Below are 19558 nucleotides of genomic sequence, written 5' to 3'. Positions count from 1 at the left end.
CCGATGACCGCCGCACCGACCGTCAGCAGCGCCTACCCGGCGCCGATCGAAGACCTGCTCCCCCGCGCCCGCGCGCTCGCCGAGGCGCTCGGCGAGATCCCCTCCCGTAACCGGATCAAGAAAGAGCTACGCGTCGGCTCCCCCAAGGCGAACGCCCTGCGCGACGCGCTGGCCGAGCTGCTCGCATCGCCCCCGGCGCCGGCCGAGGCGCCGGAGCCCACCGAGACCACCCCGGACCTGATCGGCCCGCCCCCGAGCGCGCCGGACCTGGCGCCGGCCGAGCAGACGCCGCCGCTGGACGCTTCGCCGCTGGAAGGCAGGGACGCAGACCCGGGCGCCAACATCACGGCCGAGGGCACCGCGCCCGCGCCGGCCGAGCGACGCCGCCCGGTGGTGTGGCCGGTCCTGCTGCTGGCCGCGCCCGCGTTCGTCGCCATCTGGGCCGGCTGGGTCGAGCTGGGCAAGCTCACCGGGTTCGGCAAGGCAAGCCTGCTGCCCGGTATCGCCGATGGCGTGACGTTGGACATCGCGATCACACTGCCGATCGGCATGGAGACCTACGCCGCGTACGCGCTGTGGGTGTGGCTGTCCGGCCGCGCCCCGCGCGCTGCCCGCCGGTTCGCCAAGTGGTCCGCGATCGTCTCGCTCGCCATCGGCGCCGCCGGTCAGGTCGGCTACCACCTGATGGCCGCCGCCGGCTGGACGTCGGCACCGTGGCCGGTCACCGCGCTTGTCGCCTGTCTGCCCGTCGCCGTGCTCGGCATGGGTGCGGCGCTGGCCCACCTGATGCGCGCTGATCACTAGCACCGCCCGGCGGCGCGGCCCATGGCCTCGCAAACCCGTGCCGCGCCGCCGGTCCTCGTCAAGCCCCTTTGCAGGAACCCTCGGAGGATTCCCATGTTCGCAGATCCAACCGCTGAGCTGGGCACGTTCGGCGCTGTCTTCGCTGCCCTGTACGCCGCTCACCAGGTCGCCGACCACTGGATTCAGACACAGTGGCAGGCCGACACCAAGAGCCGGACCGGCTGGCTCGGCCGCCTCGCGTGCGCGGCGCACGTTGCGACCTACACCGCGACCAGCCTATTCGCGCTGTTCGCGGTCGCCGCCGCGACCGGCTGGCGCCCGTCCCCGTGGCACCTGGCGATCGGCATGAGCATCTCGGCCGTCTCGCACTACATCGCCGACCGGCGGACGCTGCTGTTCCGACTGGCCTGCGCGCTCGGCTCTGGCCGGTTCTGGATTCTCGGCGCCCCTCGGCCGGGCTACGACGACAACCCCACGTTGGGCACGGGCGCGTACGCGCTTGACCAGTCCTGGCACGTCGGCTGGCTGTTCTTCGCCGCCCTGTTCATCGCCGGAGGTACCTCGTGACCGTCCACACCGAACAGTCTGAAATCGGTTACGTGGCAACGGATCTGGACAACTTCGCCGCCACCCTCGCCGACCTCGCATCGGCCATTACCCAACGGGAGCCGGCCGCCGCGTGGTCTGCCGTGTTCGAGATCCGCGCTCACGACCACGACCTGTCCGCCGCACTGGCCGACTATCTGTCCTTCACCGGCCTGACCTGCAAGGAGGCTACGCCGTGACCGTCAACCCCAACCCGGAAGACTTCGACTGGAGCGCCGCCGAGGCTGAGTTGACGGACGCCGAGGTCGTTGACCTCGACGCCGCCCGCAACCGCCGCGCTTCCGGCCCGGCCACTGTGGACACGGACGACGATGGCGACGTGTACGAGGACGCGGAGTCCATTGAGGACGATGCTCCTGTGTTGGGTGCGCCCGTGGATCGGCCAGACGACCCGGGTTTCACGCCGCCACGCCCGAACCGGCGGCCGGTGCTGCCTCAGTGGGCGTACACGGTGCGCGGCTGGAAAGCCGCGATCCGCCACCAACTCAAGGACGCCGGCTACGTGCTGGCCTTCCACGGCGTGCGGGTACCCAAGTACGGGGTCAAGGTGGCGTTGTGGGCGCCGGTCGGGCTGTTCCGGGGTACCGGCCGCGTGTTGCACTGGGCGACCGCCGAGGAAGGCAACTGGGCGCTTCGGCAGGCGGCCGCGAACCGTGGCGAGGCTGACGTGTGGCTCAAGCTCGACGCGCGCCGTCAGCGTCAGTCGACGTGGCGTTGGTGGCTGCTGCTGGGCGCCACCCTCGCGCTGACCGTGGCCGTGCTGGTACTGCTGTACGGGCCGGTACCGGCGTGGTCGCAGTGGTCGGCGATCGCGCTGGCGGTGGGTGTGTTGGCGCGGGCCGGGCGGCCGGATGACAGGCCGATCACGGACCGGGTTACCGAGGCGACCCGCTACCGCAAGCTGACCGCTGAGCTGGTCCGCCGTGGCCTGACCTCGTTGGGCATCGCCGCCATCAACTCCGCTGTCGCCAAGGACCCGCGCGCGATCAGCTTCCCGATGGACATTCACCGCGACGGACCGGGACACCTGGCCGTGGTGGACCTGCCCTACGGGGTCGAAGCGTCCGAAGTAGTCGCACGCCGCGGCAAGCTGGCCTCAGCGCTGCGCCTACCGATGGATCAGGTCTGGCCCGAACCGGCCGAGGGACACACCGGACGGCTCGGTTTGTGGGTCGGCTATGAGCCCGCGTCGGCGATGAAACCCCCTGTGTGGCCGCTGGTTCGTGACGGCAAGGTGGACGTGTTCAGCCCGTTCGCGTTCGCGTTGACGCCGCGCATGGAGTTCGTTCACGTCGAGCTGATGTTCCGTAACTGGCTGTTCGGTGGCCAGCCCGGTTCCGGCAAGACGTTCGCGCTTCGCCTCCTGGTTCTGGCGGCATCGCTCGACCCGCGGGTGGAGCTTCGCGGCTACGAGTTGAAGGGCGTCGGTGACTTCCGCGTGGTGGAGCCGCTGTGCGCCGAGTACGGCAACGGGTTCGATGACGACACCATCGCCCGCTGCGCCGCGTTCGTGGACTGGCTGTACGAGGAGTGCCGGCGCCGGTCGAAGCGGATCGAGCACTACGCCAAGCTGGGCAAGGCGCCGGAGAACAAGGTGACGCCGGAGTTGGCTTCCCTCAAGGGTTCTGGCCTACACCCGCTCGTCGCGTTCATCGACGAGATCCAAGAGCTGTTCACCCATCCCAAGTACGGCAAGGCGGCCGGGGAGATCCTGGAGAAGGTCATCAAGCTCGCCCGCGCGCTGGGCATCATCCTGCTGATGGGCACCCAGATTCCCGACAAGGACAGCCTGCCGACCGGCATCACCCGCAACGTGAACACCCGGTTCTGCCTGTCCGTGGCCGATCAGACCGCGAACGACATGATCCTGGGCACGTCGATGTACAAGCGCGGCTACCGGTCCACCGTGTTCCGCCCGGTGGTCGAGGCTGGTTGGGGCATCCTGGCCGGGTTCGACAAGCCGGCGCCGCGCAAGTCGTTCTATGTGGACACCAACGCCGCCGCCCGCGTGGTCGAGCGCGCGATGGTGTTGCGGGGCAAGGCCGGCACGCTACCTGAGCCGGACAGCCAGACCCGGGACGCGGCGCACATCGCCGACGTGCTCGCCGACCTCGCGCAGATCTGGCCGGACGGCGAGGACAAGGCGTGGAACGAAACCCTGTGCGCGAACCTGCGCGAGCTGCGCCCGGACGTGTACGGCGGTTGGGAGTCTGCGCAACTCACGGCGGCGTTGAAGCCGTTCCCGGCCGTCAAGGTCACCGACGTCGGGCGGCGCATCGACGGTAAGCCGGTCACCCGGCGCGGCATCGCCCGCGCCGATGTCCTCGCCGCGATCGCGGAGCGTAACCACAAACGGTCCGGGGACTGATGGCCGGGGTCTGCTAGCGCTAGCGGCCTGCGCTGCTAGCGCTAGCAGACCCGCTAGCACCTGATCACGATCCTGAGCTGCGATCTAGCGGATAGCAGCTCACGGCGCTTCGTACCCGAAAACAGCCCTAGGAGCCTGTTGTGGACACCCCCGCTGTCGCTGCTAGCGTCCTCTGTCTCATCCTCCCGGCCGTCACCCTCGGTTACGCGTTCACGTGCTGGGTGTGGCCGTTCAAGCACTGCCCCCGTTGCCACGGCAGCGGCAAACGGCGCAGCCCGATGGGCCGCGCGTTCCGGCTGTGCCGGCGCTGCGAGGGCACCGGCCGCCGGCTACGCGCCGGCCGCTGGCTGTTCAACCACTTTCACCGCATCCGCCGGGACGCCCGATGAGCCGCCGCCTGCCACACACCGAATGGTGCGCCCGGGACCACCGCTGCAACCTACGCGAGCACCGCTCCGACGAAATCGTGGTGACCCTGCCCGGCTACGGCCGGGCCGTGCTTACCCGCGTGGCTGACGAGCACGGTCGCGAGTACGCCGAGATCCGGGCGCGTCTGGCGTTGCACCCGGTCGAGCCGGCCGCACGTCGGCAACTGCAAGCCGTGCTGGCCGACCTGCGCGACCTGGTAACCCGCGTCGGCAACGCCGCCCGACCCGCGCCGCGCCACAGTGGACGGACCGCCGCGTGATGGCCGACAACCGCCGCGACGGGCCGTCGTTCCGCGATCCGCCGCTGACCGGCGCTGAGGTCTGGCTGACCGGCACGCTCGCCGAGCTGCACGCCATCACGGCGGCGCTCGGCGAGGCCGGCGCGATCGCCTACCAGGCACCGCGCAGGGCCATGCACGGCACCGACGCCGGCCGCTACCGCCAGTACCTACGCCTCAACATCGCCAGCGCCGCACCCCGCCAGCGCCACCACGCGCGGCCGGACGACTCCGGCGGCGTGCTGATCGACCTCGACGCCGCCCGGCGGCGTACCGCATGACCACAATGGAGGGAGCGACCCTCATGACCCTACTGGACAACGCATTGAGCGCCGCACGGCGCGGCTGGCACGTATTCCCACTCCGGCCCGACGACAAGCGCCCGGCCGTCAAGGACTGGGAAACCCGCGCAACCTGCGACCCCGCGCGGATCGCCCGGTGCTGGTCAGCCGGCGCGTACAACGTCGGTATCGCGTGCGGGCCGTCCGGCCTGGTCGTCATCGACCTCGACCGGCCCAAGCCGGACCAGGTAGCGCCGGAGGTGTGGCGCATCCCCGGCGTCAACGACGGCGGCGACACGCTCGCCGTACTCGCCGAGCGGCGCGGCCAGCCGTACCCGTGCGAGACGTACACGGTCACCACGGCCAGCGGTGGAACCCACCTGTACTGGCAGCACCCGGACGGGCCGGAACTGCGCAACACGGCCGGCGCGCTCGGCTGGCTGATCGACACCCGCGCACACGGCGGATACGTGGTCGCGGCCGGCAGCATCGTGGACAGCAACCCGTACACCGTCGAGTGGGACGTCGACCCGGCGCCGCTGCCCGGATGGCTGGCCGACCTGCTCACCGCCGAGTTGCGGCCGCTTCCGGTCGAGGAAGCCGCGCCGGTCCTGCTGCGCGGGGCCGGCCGCCGCGCCGCGTACGTCGGCGCCGCCATCGACGCCCAACGCCGGCGGATCGCCGAAGCGCCGCAAGGCCAGCGCAACCGGGCGCTGTACCTGTCCGCCGTCGCGCTCGGCCAACTCGCCGCTGGCGGCGCGCTCGCCGAGGAGGACGTGTACACGGCCCTGTGGCCGGCCGCACGCGCCGCCGGCCTCACCCGACGCGAGACAGACCGCACGATCCGATCCGGCATCAAGGCCGGCGCGGCGCGACCGCGGAGCGTGGCAGCATGAGCGCCGCGACGCCGGCCGAGCGGCCGGAGCTGCACGTCGTGCGTGCCGACGAACAGCCCGATGTGCTCTCCCCGGTGCGCCGGGAGACCGGCCGTCTCCGCACGGCATGGACGGCCGCTGACCTGATGGGCATGGAGTTTCCCCCGCCACGGTGGGCCGTGCCCGGCATCATCTGCGAGGGGGTCAACCTGCTGGCCGGCCCGCCGAAGGTCGGCAAGTCCTGGCTCTCGCTCGCGCTCGGCCTCGCCGTCGCGGCCGGCGGCATGGCGTTCGGCGCCATCGACGTGCAGGCCGGACCGGTGCTCTACCTCGCGTTGGAGGACACGCCGCGCCGGCTACAGTCGCGGATCGGCAAGGTGCTGGCCGGGCAACCCGCGCCGGCCGCGCTGACGCTCGCGACCTCGTGCCCGCCGCTGCCACAGGGTGGCGACGAAGCGATCGCGACCTGGCTGGACCGCAACCGCGACGCGCGCATGGTCATCATCGACGTGTTCGCCAAGATGCGCGGCGCGTCCGCGCCGGGCATGTCCGCCTACGACGCCGACTACGCCGCCGTAGGCCGGATCAAGAAGGTGGCCGACGCCTACGGGATCGCGGTGCTGATGGTCCACCACGTGCGCAAGGCCGGCTCGGAGGACTTCCTAGAGGCCGTGTCCGGCACGAACGGCATCGCGGGTGCCGCCGACGCCACGTTGGTGCTCAAGCGGCCACGCGGGCAAGCCGATGGCGTGCTGCACGTGACCGGCCGCGACGTAGACGAAGCGGAGTACCCGCTGGCGTTCGACGCGCACGCCGGAGCGTGGCTCATGCTCGACGGCCCAGCCACCGACCACGAACTAGGCGACACCCGGTCGGCGATCATCCGGCACCTGCGCGGCAACCCGGGCAGCGCGCCGAAGGTCATCGCCGAGGCGACCGGTCTCAACCCGGCCACCGTCCGGCAGACCTGCACCCGGATGCTCGCCGACGCGCAGGTCACCTGCGACGCCGCCGGCCGCTACTCGCTGCCCGATACAGGCGTGTCCTGACTGTCACCCGTGTCACCCGTGTCACTCAACTGCCTCTGACCTGCGGAAACGCTTCTGATCATGAGTGACAGCAGAGTGACAAGATCAGCTAGACATACCGCCACATAAGCCTCTCAGAGGCTCTGAGCGGACTTGCCGCTACTTATCACACCAGGCCATCACAGATCTTGGCTCTACGTGGCTCTCAGCGGGCCGCCCTACGGCCCGCTGAGCGTCCGCACCCGTACCCATCACGCGGGTTGCCTCACACACCGGTAGGCGCTCTCAGCGCTTCTCAGCCGGTCAGAGAAGGGCACCCTGTCTCGCTTTCAGGCATAGAAACCCCTGCTTAACCCTGAAGGGAGCTGCTACCCGTGGCTGAGAGATACCTCTCCATCCCTGAAGCCGCCGAGCGTCTCGGCACGACCGAGCGGTTCCCCCGCCGGCTTATCGAGGAGCGGCGGATCGAATTCAAGAAGTTCGGAACTCACGTCCGCATCGCCGAAAGCGTGCTGGACGCCTATATCGAGTCGTGCACTGTGTCCCCGATCCGTCGAGCGTCGAACAGGAGGGCCGCCTAGGTGAGCGGCAACAGCAAGGGTCGGAAACGACGGTTCGGCAGCGTACGAAAACTGCCGTCTGGACGGTGGCAGGCACGTTACATCGGTCCCGATGGACTACCGCGCAAGGCACCCGACACGTTCGACAGGAAGCGCGACGCCGAGCAATGGCTAGTGGGGACCGAGGCCGAGATTCTCAGAAAGGAATGGATAGATCCGGACGCGGGAAAGATCACCCTCGGCGAGTACGCAGACGACTGGGTGCGCGAACGTGACCTTAAGGCGCGTACGCGAGAGGAGTACGAGCGGCACATTCGGCTCCACGTCCGGCCGTTCCTGGGCGACCTCGCGCTCAACGAGGTCACGGCGCCGCGCATCCGAGGCTGGCGGGCCGATCGGCTCGCCGACGACGTGGGTACGTCCACCGTCGCCAAGACGTACCGGATTTTGCACGCGATCTTCGCTACGGCTGTCGATGACGACCTGATCCGCCGCAACCCGTGTCGGATCAAGGGAGCGGGTCAAGATAAGGCCGAGGAGCGACCTACCGCGACGCTGGATCAGGTCTTCGCTATCGCCAACGCGATTCAGCCGCGCTATCGGCTACTGGTGTTGCTGGCGACGTTCGCACAGCTCCGATTTGGCGAGCTAGTAGCGCTCCGGCGGCGCAATGTTGACCTCGATTCGATGGAACTGCGTGTGCGGCGCGCAACGGCAGAAATGGAGGACGGTACCCAGGTAGACGACGACCCCAAATCCGATGCCGGCAAACGTCCAATCAGTCTGCCGGCTGGCCTAAAGAAGGACATCCAGGCTCACCTAGAGAGCTTCGCGCAAACAGGCCCTAACGGTCGGCTGTTCGTCGGTCCGCAAGGCGGCATTCCTCGGCGGCGCAACTTCAACCGCGTCTGGAAGAAGGCGCTCAGGGATGCCGGCATCCCTGCCGAGATGGATCTACATCTGCACGACCTACGACACACCGGTAGCACGTGGTCGGCGCAGAGCGGCGCGACGCTCAAGGAACTCATGGCCAGGATCGGCCACTCCAGTACCCGAGCGGCGATGATCTACCAGCACGCGACCCGTGATCGAGACCACGCGATTGCGGCGGCGCTAGACACGCTGATCACGGAGGCGCGAGACACTCCGTCGCGGCCTGATCTGGCACGGATCTGGCACGCGGCGACTGAGCGCTAGCGGAGACGAGAAACGCCCTGGCGTCTGGGATTCCTCCCTGCCAGGGCGTTTGTCGTCTGTGGATCTGGGTGGAGCCGAGGGGACTCGAACCCCTGACCCCCACACTGCCAGTGTGGTGCGCTACCAGCTGCGCCACGGCCCCAAACATCCCCGGTCTCCCGGGCACCCGCGCAATAGTACACACCCCCAACCCGGGGGTCATCTCGCAGGTGCCGGCGCGCCGCTCAGTTGAGGGCAACGTCCGGTGGGAAGTGGGCCACCGCGGCCAGGATGCCTCCCTGCCGGCGCAGCACCATCGGCCACAGGTCGTCGGGGCGCTCGACGAACGCGTCGCCGGGCAGCGCGTCGAACACGAACCAGGAGCCCGAGGAGATCTCCTCCTCCAGCTGCCCGGCCGACCACCCCGAGTATCCGGCGAACACCCGGATGCCGGCCAGGCTCTCCTGGAGCGACTCGGGGTCGACGGAGAGGTCGACGGTGCCGATCGAGCCGGACACGCGGTGGAAGCCGCGGGCCCGGCGCACGCCAGGGTGGGTGCGGGCGAGGCAGATCGCGGACTCCGGCTGCACCGGGCCACCCTCGAAGAGGACGGCGGGATCGCGAGCCATCGCACCCCAGTTGCCGAGCACCTCGGAGACCGGCACCTCGGTGGCCCGGTTGAGCACGACGCCCAGGGCACCGCCCGGCTCGTGCGCGACCAGCAGCACAACGGTGCGGTCGAAGTTGGGATCCTTCAGGGCCGGGGTCGCGACCAGTAGCTGCCCGGTCATCGACTCCATCGACCGCCCCCCGATCCGCTGCCCCTCTCCGTGCACGGACGCCCCCGCTACTCGTGGGGCCCAGAAATACAAGACTCGCTTGCCATGCATCGCACCATAGCTTGCGGATCTGCCCCTGGTTAAGGTCTCAATCGTGAGCCCACGTGCTGAGTTTGCCGTGATCGGCGGTTCTGGCCTGTACGCCCTGCTGGATGGCGCGACGGAGTTCACCGTCGACACGCCATACGGTCCACCGTCCGACCCAGTGACCATCGCCGAAGTGGGTGACCGGACGGTGGCGTTCCTCCCCCGGCATGGGCGGGACCACCGCTACCCGCCGCACCGCATCCCCTACCTGGCCAACATGTGGGCGTTGCGCTCCATCGGGGTACGGCAGGTTCTCGCGCCGTGCGCGGTTGGCGGGCTGCGACCCGAGCTGGGGCCGGGTTCGTTCGTGATCCCCGATCAGCTGATCGACCGGACGAGCGGGCGTACGCAGACCTACTACGACAAGGGCGCGGTGCACGTGTCGTTCGCCGACCCGTACTGCCCGGTGGGGCGGGACACGGTGCGCGAGGCGGCGGCGCGGCACGGTGTGACCGCGGAGCCGGCCGGCACGATGGTGGTGGTCGAGGGGCCGCGCTTCTCGACGCGCGCGGAGTCGCGGTGGTTCACCGCGATCGGCGGCACGGTGGTCAACATGACCGGCCACCCGGAGGCGGTGCTCGCTCGCGAGCTGGCGCTCTGCTACACCGCGATCGCCCTCGTCACCGACCTCGACGCGGGCGTGGAGGGCGACCACGGGGTCACGCAGGAGGAGGTCTTCCGGGTCTTCCGGGAAAACACCGACCGGCTGCGCGGCGTCCTCCTCGACGCGATCGCCGCGCTCCCGGCGAAACGTGGGTGCCCGTGCGGGTCGGCGCTCGACGGGATCACGCTACCGTTCGCTCTGCCGTAGCCGGCTCGTAGCGGTAGCCGACGCCCCACACGGTCACGATCCGTGTGGGGTCGGCGGGGTCGGCCTCGATCTTCTCCCGCAACCGTCGCACGTGGACGGTCACGGTCGAGTGGTCGCCGAACGTCCAGCCCCACACCGCGTCGAGCAACTCGCTCCGCTTGAACGCGCGGCCGGGGTGGCGCAGCAGGTACGCGAGCAGGTCGAACTCCCGTACCGTCAAGGCCAGCTCGCGGTCACCGAGGAGGGCGACCCGCCGGGCGACGTCGACCACGAGATCGCCGTCGCGGAGCACGAGGGTGGTCTCCTGCGGCGCGGTCCGGCGCAGCACGGACCGCACCCGCAACACCAGCTCGCGGGGTGAGAAGGGCTTGGTCACGTAGTCGTCGGCGCCGATCTCCAGGCCGACCACGCGGTCGGCCTCCTCACCCAGCGCGGTCAGCATGACCACCGGCACATCGCCGTCGCGCGCCCGCATCCGCCGGCAGACCTCCAGGCCGTCCATCCCGGGCAGCATGAGATCGAGTACGACGAGAGCGGGCCGGCGCTGCTCGAACGCGACCATGGCCGCGGGCCCGTCGGCGGCGAGCGCCACCTCGAAGCCGGCCCGCTCCAGGTAGCGGCGGACGACGTCGCTGACGGTCGGATCGTCGTCGACGACGAGCACGCGCTGTCCCATCTGGCGAGCGTAGGTCTCGCTCACGGCCGCGTGTAGGCCTGTCAGCGGACCGTAAGGTCAGGTCTCGCCGCCGATGTCGGTCGCGTAGGCCTCGTAGACGAGGTCGGCCCCGCGCTGGCGGTGGCGGGACAGCTCGCGCAGCAGGTCGCTCGACCACGCCCGCAGCTCCTCCACCGACGGCCCGGACTGGTCGACCCGCCGCTGCAACGCGGACATGGCGGTGGCGACGGCCGCGTGCTCGCGGACCAGCACGTGGACGCTGCGGGCCAGGCGGGGCGCGTGGTCGAGCAGCTCCGCGTACAACCCGTCGGCGCCCTCGGTCACCACGATGTGCTCGGCGAACGCCCCACGCAGGCCGTGCAGCCGGGTGCTCACCCGCGGCCGCCACCCCGGATCGCCGGCCGGCGCTGCCAGGGCCCGCTCAAAAGACTGGATGCTGTGCAGCAGCGCGACGCGGTGGCGCCGGGCGACGGCGAGCGACGCGGCGTTTTCTGCCGCTGTCGGGTGAGACGGTCCTGCCACCATGACGCACCTCCCGCCACGAGCTATTAGCCGATGGTCGCCCTAGGCTCACTCCCTGTCCAGCCCCAAAAGCTTTCTCATAAGCCCCTTAAGAAACATGGGCATCAACGACATCATCGCTATGGTGCGATCGTATGGAGCTCTTCGCACCGGGCACGGTGATCGACCGCCGAGAGGTGCTGCACGGGCGCACGTGGCTGGCGACCCCGGTCCGCGTCGTCTGGGACAGCGGCGACATCCTCGTCACATATCTGGCGGAAGGTACACCGCTGCTCTTTCCCGCGCACCCGTTCGGCCCGCACCCCTGGCAGGGACAGGAGCAGTGGACCGGCAGCAGCCTCCTCCAGGTGCACCGGACGGGTGACGCCTACTCGCTCTGGGCCTTCTACCAGGACGGCGCCTTCACGGGTTGGTACGTCAACTTCGAGGCGCCGGCACGCCGCTGGGAGTACGGCTTCGACACGGTGGACCACGGCGTGGACATCTGGATCCCCGGCGGCGGACCGAAGTGGCAGTGGAAGGACCGCGCCGACGTGGCCCACCTGGTCCAAGCCGGCCGCCTGACCCAGGACGAGGCCGACGCGGTGTGGGCCGAGACCGAGAAGGTGGCGGCCGCCCTCGACCGCGACGAGCGCTGGTGGAGCCCCTGGGAAGGCTGGAAACCAGACCCGACCTGGCCGGTACCCGATGGGGAGGCCTCCCGCGCCCGCCTGTACGCGTCCTCATAGCCAGGAGCGGGGCGTCCGGGGGTCGCCCCCGGAGCAGACATAACGAGCGACCTCGGTCCGCGCTCTTCGCGGACAGAGGTCGCTCGTCGCTGGTGGAGGTGCCGGGAATCGAACCCGGGTCCTTCGGCGTGTTGACAGGGCTTCTCCGAGCGCAGCTCGCTGTGCCTCTACTCGGCCCCTCCGATCACGCGAGCGAGTCGGTGTGACGGGCCCAGTCGCTGATTAGTCTCACCGCGCGAGCCCCGCGACCGGGCTCGGTTGGCCAGCCTTCTAGCTGATGCCGGTTACTGGACCGAAGGCGATTCCAGACCGACAGACTCGCTTACCCGCCTCAGGCGGCGAGAGCGAAGTCAGCGCGCTTGTTGTTGGCGCTTATTGGTTTCCGACGACCGATTCACGAGACGACGTCGGCTTCCTCGGCTCGCTTCCCCTACCTCGACGTACGAAGTCGAAACCAGTCACCCCCTCGAAGGATCTCCAGACAGATAGCCTAACGCCTTCGGCAACCCGATACATTCCGCCCGGCCGGCAGGCGCTACGAGCAGGGCTTTCCGTCCACCTCGCAGGCCTCAGGCCCCTCGTCGGCAAGGCCCGAGTCGACCACGAACTCGAACGTCACCGAGGCAGCGGCGGCCAGGTCGGCGCCGGTGAAGGTGACCTTGTTGCCCTCCTGGCGGAACTCGGCGCCGTCCGCCTCCGTCACCTGCGCCCTGCCCCGCAGGGTGATGATCACGGCCCACTGCGCGGCGGCACCCTTGCCGGTGTTGCTGACGGTGACCTTGCCCTCGTACCCGAGCCCGAGGATGCCACGCGACGTCGTCTCGTAGTCCGCGCCGAGCACGGCCGGCGCCGCGGGAGCGGTGGTGCCCTCCTTGGGCGGAGCGCTGGTCGCCGGCCGGGTCGGTGTGCCGGTGGTGGGGCTCGCGGACGGGCTGGGCGAGGCCGCGCCGGTGCCGAGCCCGGCGACACCGCCCGGCGTAGTGACCGTCGGGGAAGGAGCGGCGGGAGCGCCGGTCTGCGGTGCGGCGGCCGGCTCCCCGTCGCCGGTGCGGGTCAGCGCGGCCACGGCCACGATGGCCAGCAAAACCAGCCCGGCGGTGGAGAGCGCCACCCGCCGGCGCCCGCGGCTCTTACGGTGGTCGGGAGCGACGAACGGGATCACCTCGGTGACCGGCTCGGCCGGGCTCCCCGGCGCCGGGGCGTTGAGGTCGACCTCCTGAAACGCAAGCCAGTCGAGGATCGCCGGCAGCCGCTCGTGCAGCACCGCGTCGTACGCGGCGCGCAGCTCCTCGCGCTCCGCGTCTTCCCACTCGCCGTAGACGCAGGACTGGCGGAGGATCAGGGTGGCGCCGTCCGGGGTCGGCGTCAGCTCCCAGACGAGCCGGGTGCTGAGCTCGTCTTTGTCCCAGAGCATCGCCAGCCGTCGCTGCCCTTCGACGCCGGTCACCTCGGCCTCGCCGACCGGCGCGAATCCGGGCAGCTCAAGCCACTGGGAAAGCAGCTTCTCCTCGGTAAGCGCCCGCCAGACCCGCTCGGCCGGGTGCTCGAGATCGACATCCATCCGGATTTCGCTCACCGGGAGACCTTACAGACATTCGCACGTGGCGTGCCGACCCAGTTGGGAGCGCTACTCCAAGCACTCGGCTCACAACCCTGCGCAGGCCGTCGCGCCGACTTTGCAGCTGAGCGGCCGCTGCGGCGAGACGAGCGGAAGGTCCAGCACGACGTCGAAGACGACCCGGGCCGAGCCGCCCGCCGGCACCGCCGCGCCGTTGAACGCCCACCCCGACCCGCCCAGGCTTGGCTGCGGACCCTCCACCTTGGTCACCAGCGACAGCGCGGGCACCGTGATCGTCAGCGTCCAGCCACCGGAGGCGGTGCCGCCCTTGTTTTCGACGACCACCTCGCCCCGGTAGCCGAGCGCGTTGGTCGAGACGGTGCGGTAGCTGGCGGCCAGCGCGGCAGGCGCGGCGGCCGTGGCCTCGGTGGTCGCCCGGCGCGTGACGGGCGGGGTGGTGGCCGGCCGGCGGGTCGTGGCGGAGACGCTGGGCGACGGCGACGCGGTCGGCGGGCGTTGGGTGGCGCCGGTCGCCGTGGCGGCGGTGACCGTCGCCGACGCGTACGCCGCCGGCTGGCCACTCGACCCGGTCGCCACGGCTTCGGCGGGCGCGCTGGTCTTCGAGGGCAGGTTGGCGAGCAGCGCGGCGACAAGCCCGATCAGGAGCGCGGCCGCCACGATCGCGAGGACCTGGCGGCGCCGGTGCGGCCGCGCCACGACCGGCGCGGGCAGCCGCGGCGCTCCGGGCACGACCGGGTCACCCTTTCCAGCCAACCCATCGAGTACCGCCGGGAGCCGCTCGCCGAACAGTCGGTCGTACGTGGACACCAGCGCCTGGCGGCGGGCGCTGCCCCGCACGCCGAGAAAGCCGGACTGGCTCACCATCAGCAGGCAGCCCTCGGGCTTGGGCTTCAGCTCCCAGGCGACCCGGGCGTGCAGCTGCTCGCCCTTCCACCGCATGACCAGCCGCCGCTCGGCGGAGACCTCCAGCACCTGCCCGGCGATCGGGCCGTCGAAACCCGGCAGCGCGTCCGGAAGCAGCTGGAACTTGCTGCCCTGGATCGGCTGGAAATCGGCCGGCATGAACCAGCGCGCGAGCAGCCGGCGCTCGGTGAGCGCACGCCACACGAGCGCGGGCGGATGGCCGAAGTCGAAGTCGATCCGGATTTCGGTCACCGGGGAACTGTAGAGCCTTGGGCTACTCCATGCCCTTCCCGCGGCGGCCCATCGCTTTGTTGATCTCGCGGTCGGCGTCGCGCTTGGCGAGATCCTGGCGCTTGTCGTAGGCCCTTTTACCTCGGGCGAGTCCGATCTCGACCTTGGCCCAGCCGTCCGAGAAGTACACCGAAAGGGGAATGAGGGTGAGCCCGCTCTCCCGCAGCTTGCCGATCAGCCGGTCGATCTCGATGCGCTTGAGCAGCAGCTTTCGGGTGCGGCGGGGCTCGTGGTTGGTCCAGGTGCCCTGGCTGTACTCCGGGATGTGCATCCCGTGCAGATACAGCTCGCCGCCCCTCTCCTGGGCGAACGCGTCCACGAGGGACGCCCGGCCGGCGCGGAGCGACTTGACCTCGGTGCCGGTGAGCGCCATGCCCGCCTCATAGGTGTCGAGGATGGCGTAGTCATGCCGCGCCTTGCGATTCGACGCGACGACCTTACGACCCTTTTCCCTCGGCACCGCGCAATGGTACAGGCCCCGGCGGCCGGGGCCTTGCGCGCGGAGCGCGCGCCGACAAGCAGGGTCAGCAAAGGCAACCCGGCAGCCATTTGAGCGGCTGCACGGGGGTGCCGGAGAGGCGCACCTCGAAGTGGAGGTGGTAGCCGGTCGACGCGCCGGTCGTGCCGACCCGGCCGATCACCTGGCCGCGCCGTACCTGCTGGCCGGGCCACACGAGGATCCGCGACTGGTGGGCGTAGCAGGTGCTCAACCCGCGCCCCTTGTATCGCCCGTGACTGACGCACGTGTAGTTGCCGTAGCCGCCGTTCCACCCTGCGCGGATCACCCGCCCGTCGGCGGCGGCGAGGATGGGCTGCCCGCCGCCGGCCGCGATGTCCACGCCGGCGTGCAGCTGCCACACCTTGTAGTACGGGTCGTAGCGCATGCCGAAGTCGCTGGACTTCCACCCCTGCACCGGCATGAGCAGGCGGGCGCCGGGGCGAATCGCCGGCACCCGGCCGCCCGGGCGGGTGACCTTCTGCCGGTCCTCCCACTCGCGCAGCTCCTGCTCGACGCGCTCGGCCTCGGCCTTCGCCTCCTCGTACCTGGCCAGGCTCGCGTCGCGCTCCTCCTCGGCGACCGTGAGTGCCTCCTCGCGCTGGTCGGCGAGCGCGGCGACCTCGGCGACCGCCGCGTCGGCCGCGGCCTGGGCCGCACGGGCCTCGGCCAGCGCCCCCTCGGCCGCGAGGCGGGCCGCCTCCGCCCTACGCTGAGCCAGCCCGGCGTCGTTCTCCGCCTGCTTGGCAGCCCGGCGCGCGGTGACGAACCCGTCCAGTGCTTCCTTCTCGGTGCTCATGATCCGCTCGAAGTAGCCGAGCCGCTCGGCCGCGTCGATCGGGGTGCGCGCGTCGACCAGGAGGTTGAAGCTGACCAGGTCGCTCCCCTTGTACGCGGACTCGGCGAACCTGCCCACCCGCTCCCGAGCGACCTCGACCTGCCGTGCGGTCGCCTCGTGCCGATCGCTGGCGGCGGCGAGCGCCAACTCCGCCGCCGCGGCCTCCCGCCGGGCGGTGTTGGCGGCGACCTCCGCGGCCACCACCTCGCCGCGGGCCGCAGCCGCGTGCTCGCGTGCGGCCGGCAGCTCGACGTTTACCGCGGCCAGGCTCTTGGCGGCCTCCCGCGCCCGTTCGGTGGCGCCCTCCAGGATCGATGCGGCGGTGGCGACCGCGGCGTCGACACGCTTCTTGTCGTCGCGCGGGTCACCTTGCGCCGGGCCCGCCGGCAGCAGCAGGAGCACAACGAAAAGGGCAAGCCAGGCACGATGGGGTCTCACGGGCAACTCCCCTCATACGTGGTCTTTACCGTACTCCTGTCACAACGCTCTCAACAGTACAAACGCGAATCGCCGCCCCCCGAGGTGCGGGGAGCGGCGATTACGGAGAGTAGCGGTAGCTAGACCCGCAGGTAGAAGCGGAGCGTGACCCAGGCGGTGACCGCGCTGACCAGGGCACCGGCGCCGGCCATCAGCGGGAACATGAGCAGCACGTCGCCCCAGCCCAACGGCGTCAGCAGCTCGGTCAGGTCGCGTAGCGAGCCGTCGAGTAAGAACCACTTGCCCAGCACCAGGCCGATGAACGCGATGATCGAGCCGATGATGCCGGCGACCACCGCCTCCAGCACGAACGGTGCCTGGATGAACCAGTTGGAGGCGCCGACGAGCTTCATGACGGCGACCTCGCGCCGTTTGCTGTACGCGGCGACTTGGATCGTGTTTCCGACCAGGAGCAGTGCCGCGATCGCCATGATCGACGCGGCCAGCAGCGCCATGTTTTGGACGGCGCCGAGGATGTTGAAGATCTTGTCGAGCAGTCGCTGCTGGTCGACGATCGTCTCGACGCCCTCGTTGTTCTTGTACTTCTCGTTGATCTGCTCGAACTGCTCGGGGTTCTTCAGGCGCACGCGGAAGGACTCGGGCAGCTGGCCCGGCTTGACGGCGTTGACCAGGTCGGGCGCGTCCGCGTACATGGTCTTGAACTTCTCGTACGCCTGTGCCTTCGACTCGTAGATGACCTGGGCCACCAGCGGGTCGCCCTTGAGCGCCTCGTCCACCGCGGTGCGCTGCTGATCGGTCACGTCGTTGTTCAGGAAGATCGCTACTTCGATCTGGTCGTAGTAGAAGTCCTTCATGCTGTTGACCTGGAGGTACATCAACCCACTGGCACCCAGCATGGCCAATGAGACGGCCATCGTGATGATCATGGCGATCGTCATGGTCACGTTGCGCCACAGCCCGACCATGACCTCGGACAGGACGTACTTAGCGCGCTGCATCGGGGGTTCCTTCGCTGGGGGTTAGGTCGGTGGACTAGCCGTAGACGCCGCGCGCCTGGTCGCGGACGATCCGGCCACTCTCGATCTCAACGACCCGGCGCCGCATCTGGTTGACGATGTTGGAGTCGTGGGTGACCATCACGACCGTCGTGCCGGTCCGGTTGATCCGGTCCAGCAGGCGCATGATCTCGATCGACGTGTCAGGGTCAAGGTTTCCGGTCGGCTCGTCCGCCAGCAGGATCAGCGGCCGGTTGACGAAGGCTCGCGCCACCGCCACGCGCTGCTGCTCACCACCGGAGAGCTCGTGGGGGTAGCGGTGCTCCTTGCCGCCGAGGCCGACGAGCTCCAGCACCTCGGGCACCACGCGGCGGGCCACCGCCTTCGTCTTCCCGATCACCTCGAGCGCGAACGCGACGTTCTCGTACGCCGTGCGGTTGGGCAGCAGGCGGAAGTCCTGGAAGACGCAGCCGATCGAGCGGCGGAAGTGGGGGATCTTCCAGGAACGCATCGATGTCACGTCGCGCCCGTTGACGACGACCCGCCCCTGGTTGGGCGTGATCTCGTGCAGCAGGAGCTTGATGATCGTGGACTTGCCGGAGCCGGACGGGCCGATGAAGAAGACGAACTCGCCCTTCTCGATCCCGCACGACACCTCGTCCAGGGACGGCCGGGATGCCTTGGGGTACGTCTTCGTGACGTGCTCGAGCTGAATCACGGGTCAGGAGTCTACGCGGTGTAACCGGATAGCCAAGTCCACCCTGCACCGGTTCGCGCGCATTGCCACAAAAAACCACGCGGCGTTGAACCCACGACATGGGTCCCTAGGCCGACCCTTGCTCGAGCTCCTGCTGCTTACGCCAGCGGATCCCAGCCTCGATGAACTCGTCGAGGTCACCGTCGAAGACCGCGGCCGGGTTGCCCGTCTCCTCCTCGGTGCGCAGATCCTTCACCATCTGATACGGGTGCAGGACATACGACCGCATCTGGTCGCCCCACGAGCCGGCGGCGTCGGTCCTCAGGCCCTCCATCTTGGCCTGCTCTTCCTGCCGCTTTCGCTCCAGCAGGCGGGCCTGGAGCACCCGCAGAGCGGACGCCTTGTTTTGCAGCTGGGACTTTTCGTTTTGGCACGTGACCACGATGCCGGTCGGGATGTGTGTGATCCGCACCGCCGAGTCGGTCGTGTTAACGCTCTGTCCACCAGGCCCGGACGAACGGTAGACGTCGACCCGCATCTCGTTTTCCGGGATGTCGATGTGGTCGGTCTGCTCGACCACCGGGAGCACCTCGACACCCGCGAAGCTCGTCTGCCGCCGCCCCTGGTTGTCGAACGGGCTGATCCGCACCAGACGGTGGGTGCCCGACTCGACACTCAGCGTGCCGTAGGCATACGGCGCCTTGACCGCGAAGGTGGCCGACTTGAGGCCCGCCTCCTCCGCGTACGACGTGTCGTAGACCTCGGTGGGGTAGCCGTGCCGCTCCGCCCACCGCAGATACATCCTCAGGAGCATCTCGGCGAAGTCGGCCGCGTCGACCCCACCGGCGCCCGCCCGGATCGCCACCAGGGCCTCCCGCGCGTCGTACTCACCGGAGAGGAGGGTGCGCACCTCCATCTCCTCGATCGCCTTGTGCAGGCTGGCAAGCTCGGTGCCGACCTCGGCGCGGACGCCGGGGTCGTCTTCGGCTTCGGCCAGCTCCAGCAGCACATGGGCGTCGTCGAGCTGGCGGCGCAACCCCTCCAGCCTTCCGATCTCCCCGTTGACGTACGACAGCTTCGACGTGACCTGCTGCGCCCGCGCCTGGTCATCCCACAGGTCGGGGGCGGACGCCTGCTGCTCAAGCTCTGCCTTCTCCTGGCGCAGCCGGTCGAGGTCGAGAACGGCCTCGATGTTGCGCAAGGTGGCGTCGAGAGTCTTGAGCTGGTCGGCAAACTCGGCAGCGGTCACAACAA

General features: G+C 69.8%; 23 protein-coding genes, 1 tRNA gene and 1 other RNA gene. 13 read left to right on the top strand and 12 right to left on the bottom strand.

Annotated elements, in window-relative coordinates; all coding sequences use genetic code 11:
* The first annotated feature begins 3 nt into the window (after positions 1-3).
* From ACTMTJ_RS31680 to ACTMTJ_RS31630, 11 genes are all read left to right on the top strand, one after another.
* Positions 4-804, top strand: a complete 801-nt coding sequence (locus tag ACTMTJ_RS31680; RefSeq protein WP_441222313.1) for an ABC transporter permease — start codon at positions 4-6, stop codon at positions 802-804.
* Positions 805-897: 93 nt separating this feature from the next.
* Positions 898-1371 (top strand): DUF3307 domain-containing protein, encoded by a 474-nt coding sequence (locus ACTMTJ_RS31675; RefSeq protein ID WP_441222312.1) that lies wholly within the window; start codon positions 898-900, stop codon positions 1369-1371.
* Positions 1368-1589 carry a hypothetical protein gene (locus tag ACTMTJ_RS31670; RefSeq protein WP_441222311.1) on the top strand — a complete coding sequence of 74 codons (222 nt, stop codon included), beginning with the start codon at positions 1368-1370 and terminating at the stop codon, positions 1587-1589. Before ACTMTJ_RS31675 ends, ACTMTJ_RS31670 begins: the two co-directional genes overlap by 4 nt.
* Positions 1586-3778, top strand: a complete 2193-nt coding sequence (locus tag ACTMTJ_RS31665; protein ID WP_441222310.1) for a cell division protein FtsK — start codon at positions 1586-1588, stop codon at positions 3776-3778. Before ACTMTJ_RS31670 ends, ACTMTJ_RS31665 begins: the two co-directional genes overlap by 4 nt.
* Positions 3779-3918: 140 nt before the next feature.
* On the top strand, positions 3919-4167 hold the full coding sequence (locus ACTMTJ_RS31660; protein WP_441222309.1) for a hypothetical protein: 249 nt from the start codon (positions 3919-3921) through the stop codon (positions 4165-4167).
* The gene (locus ACTMTJ_RS31655; protein WP_441222308.1) at positions 4164-4466 is read left to right on the top strand and encodes a hypothetical protein; all 303 of its coding nucleotides are present in this window, start codon (positions 4164-4166) and stop codon (positions 4464-4466) included. Before ACTMTJ_RS31660 ends, ACTMTJ_RS31655 begins: the two co-directional genes overlap by 4 nt.
* Entirely contained in the window at positions 4466-4765 is a 300-nt protein-coding gene (locus ACTMTJ_RS31650) for a hypothetical protein (protein WP_441222465.1), read from the top strand. Before ACTMTJ_RS31655 ends, ACTMTJ_RS31650 begins: the two co-directional genes overlap by 1 nt.
* Positions 4766-4788: 23 nt before the next feature.
* A complete protein-coding gene (locus tag ACTMTJ_RS31645; protein ID WP_441222307.1) occupies positions 4789-5661 on the top strand; it encodes a bifunctional DNA primase/polymerase in 873 nt (290 codons plus the stop codon).
* Complete coding sequence (locus ACTMTJ_RS31640; RefSeq protein WP_441222306.1) at positions 5658-6689, top strand: AAA family ATPase; 1032 nt, start codon at positions 5658-5660, stop codon at positions 6687-6689. The genes ACTMTJ_RS31645 and ACTMTJ_RS31640 overlap by 4 nt, the downstream gene beginning before the upstream one ends.
* A gap of 353 nt (positions 6690-7042) precedes the next feature.
* Complete coding sequence (locus ACTMTJ_RS31635; protein WP_441222305.1) at positions 7043-7249, top strand: excisionase family DNA-binding protein; 207 nt, start codon at positions 7043-7045, stop codon at positions 7247-7249.
* The gene (locus tag ACTMTJ_RS31630) at positions 7250-8425 is read left to right on the top strand and encodes a tyrosine-type recombinase/integrase (RefSeq protein WP_441222304.1); all 1176 of its coding nucleotides are present in this window, start codon (positions 7250-7252) and stop codon (positions 8423-8425) included.
* A 69-nt stretch (positions 8426-8494) separates the two neighbouring features.
* Here ACTMTJ_RS31630 and ACTMTJ_RS31625 read toward each other — a convergent pair.
* Positions 8495-8567 (bottom strand) — tRNA-Ala (locus ACTMTJ_RS31625).
* A gap of 82 nt (positions 8568-8649) precedes the next feature.
* Positions 8650-9204 carry a YqgE/AlgH family protein gene (locus ACTMTJ_RS31620; protein ID WP_377250352.1) on the bottom strand — a complete coding sequence of 185 codons (555 nt, stop codon included), beginning with the start codon at positions 9202-9204 and terminating at the stop codon, positions 8650-8652.
* Positions 9205-9337: 133 nt separating this feature from the next.
* Between ACTMTJ_RS31620 and ACTMTJ_RS31615 the strand changes: the two genes are divergently transcribed.
* A complete protein-coding gene (locus ACTMTJ_RS31615) occupies positions 9338-10141 on the top strand; it encodes an S-methyl-5'-thioadenosine phosphorylase (RefSeq protein WP_441222303.1) in 804 nt (267 codons plus the stop codon).
* Here the strand turns inward: ACTMTJ_RS31615 and ACTMTJ_RS31610 are convergent.
* On the bottom strand, positions 10116-10817 hold the full coding sequence (locus ACTMTJ_RS31610; protein WP_441222302.1) for a response regulator transcription factor: 702 nt from the start codon (positions 10815-10817) through the stop codon (positions 10116-10118). The genes ACTMTJ_RS31615 and ACTMTJ_RS31610 overlap by 26 nt on opposite strands.
* A gap of 57 nt (positions 10818-10874) precedes the next feature.
* The gene (locus ACTMTJ_RS31605; protein WP_441222301.1) at positions 10875-11339 is read right to left on the bottom strand and encodes a hypothetical protein; all 465 of its coding nucleotides are present in this window, start codon (positions 11337-11339) and stop codon (positions 10875-10877) included.
* 134 nt (positions 11340-11473) lie between these two features.
* Here ACTMTJ_RS31605 and ACTMTJ_RS31600 point away from each other — a divergent pair, with 134 nt between their 5' ends.
* Positions 11474-12067, top strand: coding sequence for a DUF402 domain-containing protein (locus ACTMTJ_RS31600; protein WP_441222300.1), 594 nt, complete (start codon positions 11474-11476; stop codon positions 12065-12067).
* Positions 12068-12157: 90 nt separating this feature from the next.
* Here the strand turns inward: ACTMTJ_RS31600 and ssrA are convergent.
* The 8 genes from ssrA to prfB all read right to left on the bottom strand — a co-directional run bounded on the left by ssrA (position 12158) and on the right by prfB (position 19553).
* Positions 12158-12533: a transfer-messenger RNA gene (gene ssrA, locus ACTMTJ_RS31595) on the bottom strand.
* A 69-nt stretch (positions 12534-12602) separates the two neighbouring features.
* Positions 12603-13643 carry an SRPBCC domain-containing protein gene (locus tag ACTMTJ_RS31590; protein ID WP_441222299.1) on the bottom strand — a complete coding sequence of 347 codons (1041 nt, stop codon included), beginning with the start codon at positions 13641-13643 and terminating at the stop codon, positions 12603-12605.
* A 69-nt stretch (positions 13644-13712) separates the two neighbouring features.
* On the bottom strand, positions 13713-14801 hold the full coding sequence (locus ACTMTJ_RS31585) for an SRPBCC domain-containing protein (RefSeq protein WP_441222298.1): 1089 nt from the start codon (positions 14799-14801) through the stop codon (positions 13713-13715).
* Between the two features lie 22 nt (positions 14802-14823).
* A complete protein-coding gene (gene smpB, locus ACTMTJ_RS31580; RefSeq protein ID WP_441222297.1) occupies positions 14824-15300 on the bottom strand; it encodes an SsrA-binding protein SmpB in 477 nt (158 codons plus the stop codon).
* 64 nt (positions 15301-15364) lie between these two features.
* Entirely contained in the window at positions 15365-16612 is a 1248-nt protein-coding gene (locus ACTMTJ_RS31575; protein ID WP_441222296.1) for a M23 family metallopeptidase, read from the bottom strand.
* Between the two features lie 119 nt (positions 16613-16731).
* Positions 16732-17610: a permease-like cell division protein FtsX gene (gene ftsX / locus ACTMTJ_RS31570; protein WP_441222295.1), complete on the bottom strand. Its 879-nt coding sequence runs from the start codon at positions 17608-17610 to the stop codon at positions 16732-16734.
* Between the two features lie 34 nt (positions 17611-17644).
* Entirely contained in the window at positions 17645-18325 is a 681-nt protein-coding gene (ftsE, locus tag ACTMTJ_RS31565) for a cell division ATP-binding protein FtsE (protein WP_441222294.1), read from the bottom strand.
* Positions 18326-18431: 106 nt separating this feature from the next.
* Positions 18432-19553, bottom strand: coding sequence for a peptide chain release factor 2 (gene prfB / locus ACTMTJ_RS31560; protein ID WP_441222293.1), 1122 nt, complete (start codon positions 19551-19553; stop codon positions 18432-18434).
* Between the last annotated feature and the right edge of the window lie 5 nt (positions 19554-19558).

The organism is Phytohabitans sp. LJ34, from assembly GCF_052068095.1.
GTDB lineage: Bacteria > Actinomycetota > Actinomycetes > Mycobacteriales > Micromonosporaceae > Phytohabitans.
The sequence above is the reverse complement of the archived record's forward strand: the minus strand, read 5'-3'. Positions and strand labels throughout refer to the sequence as shown.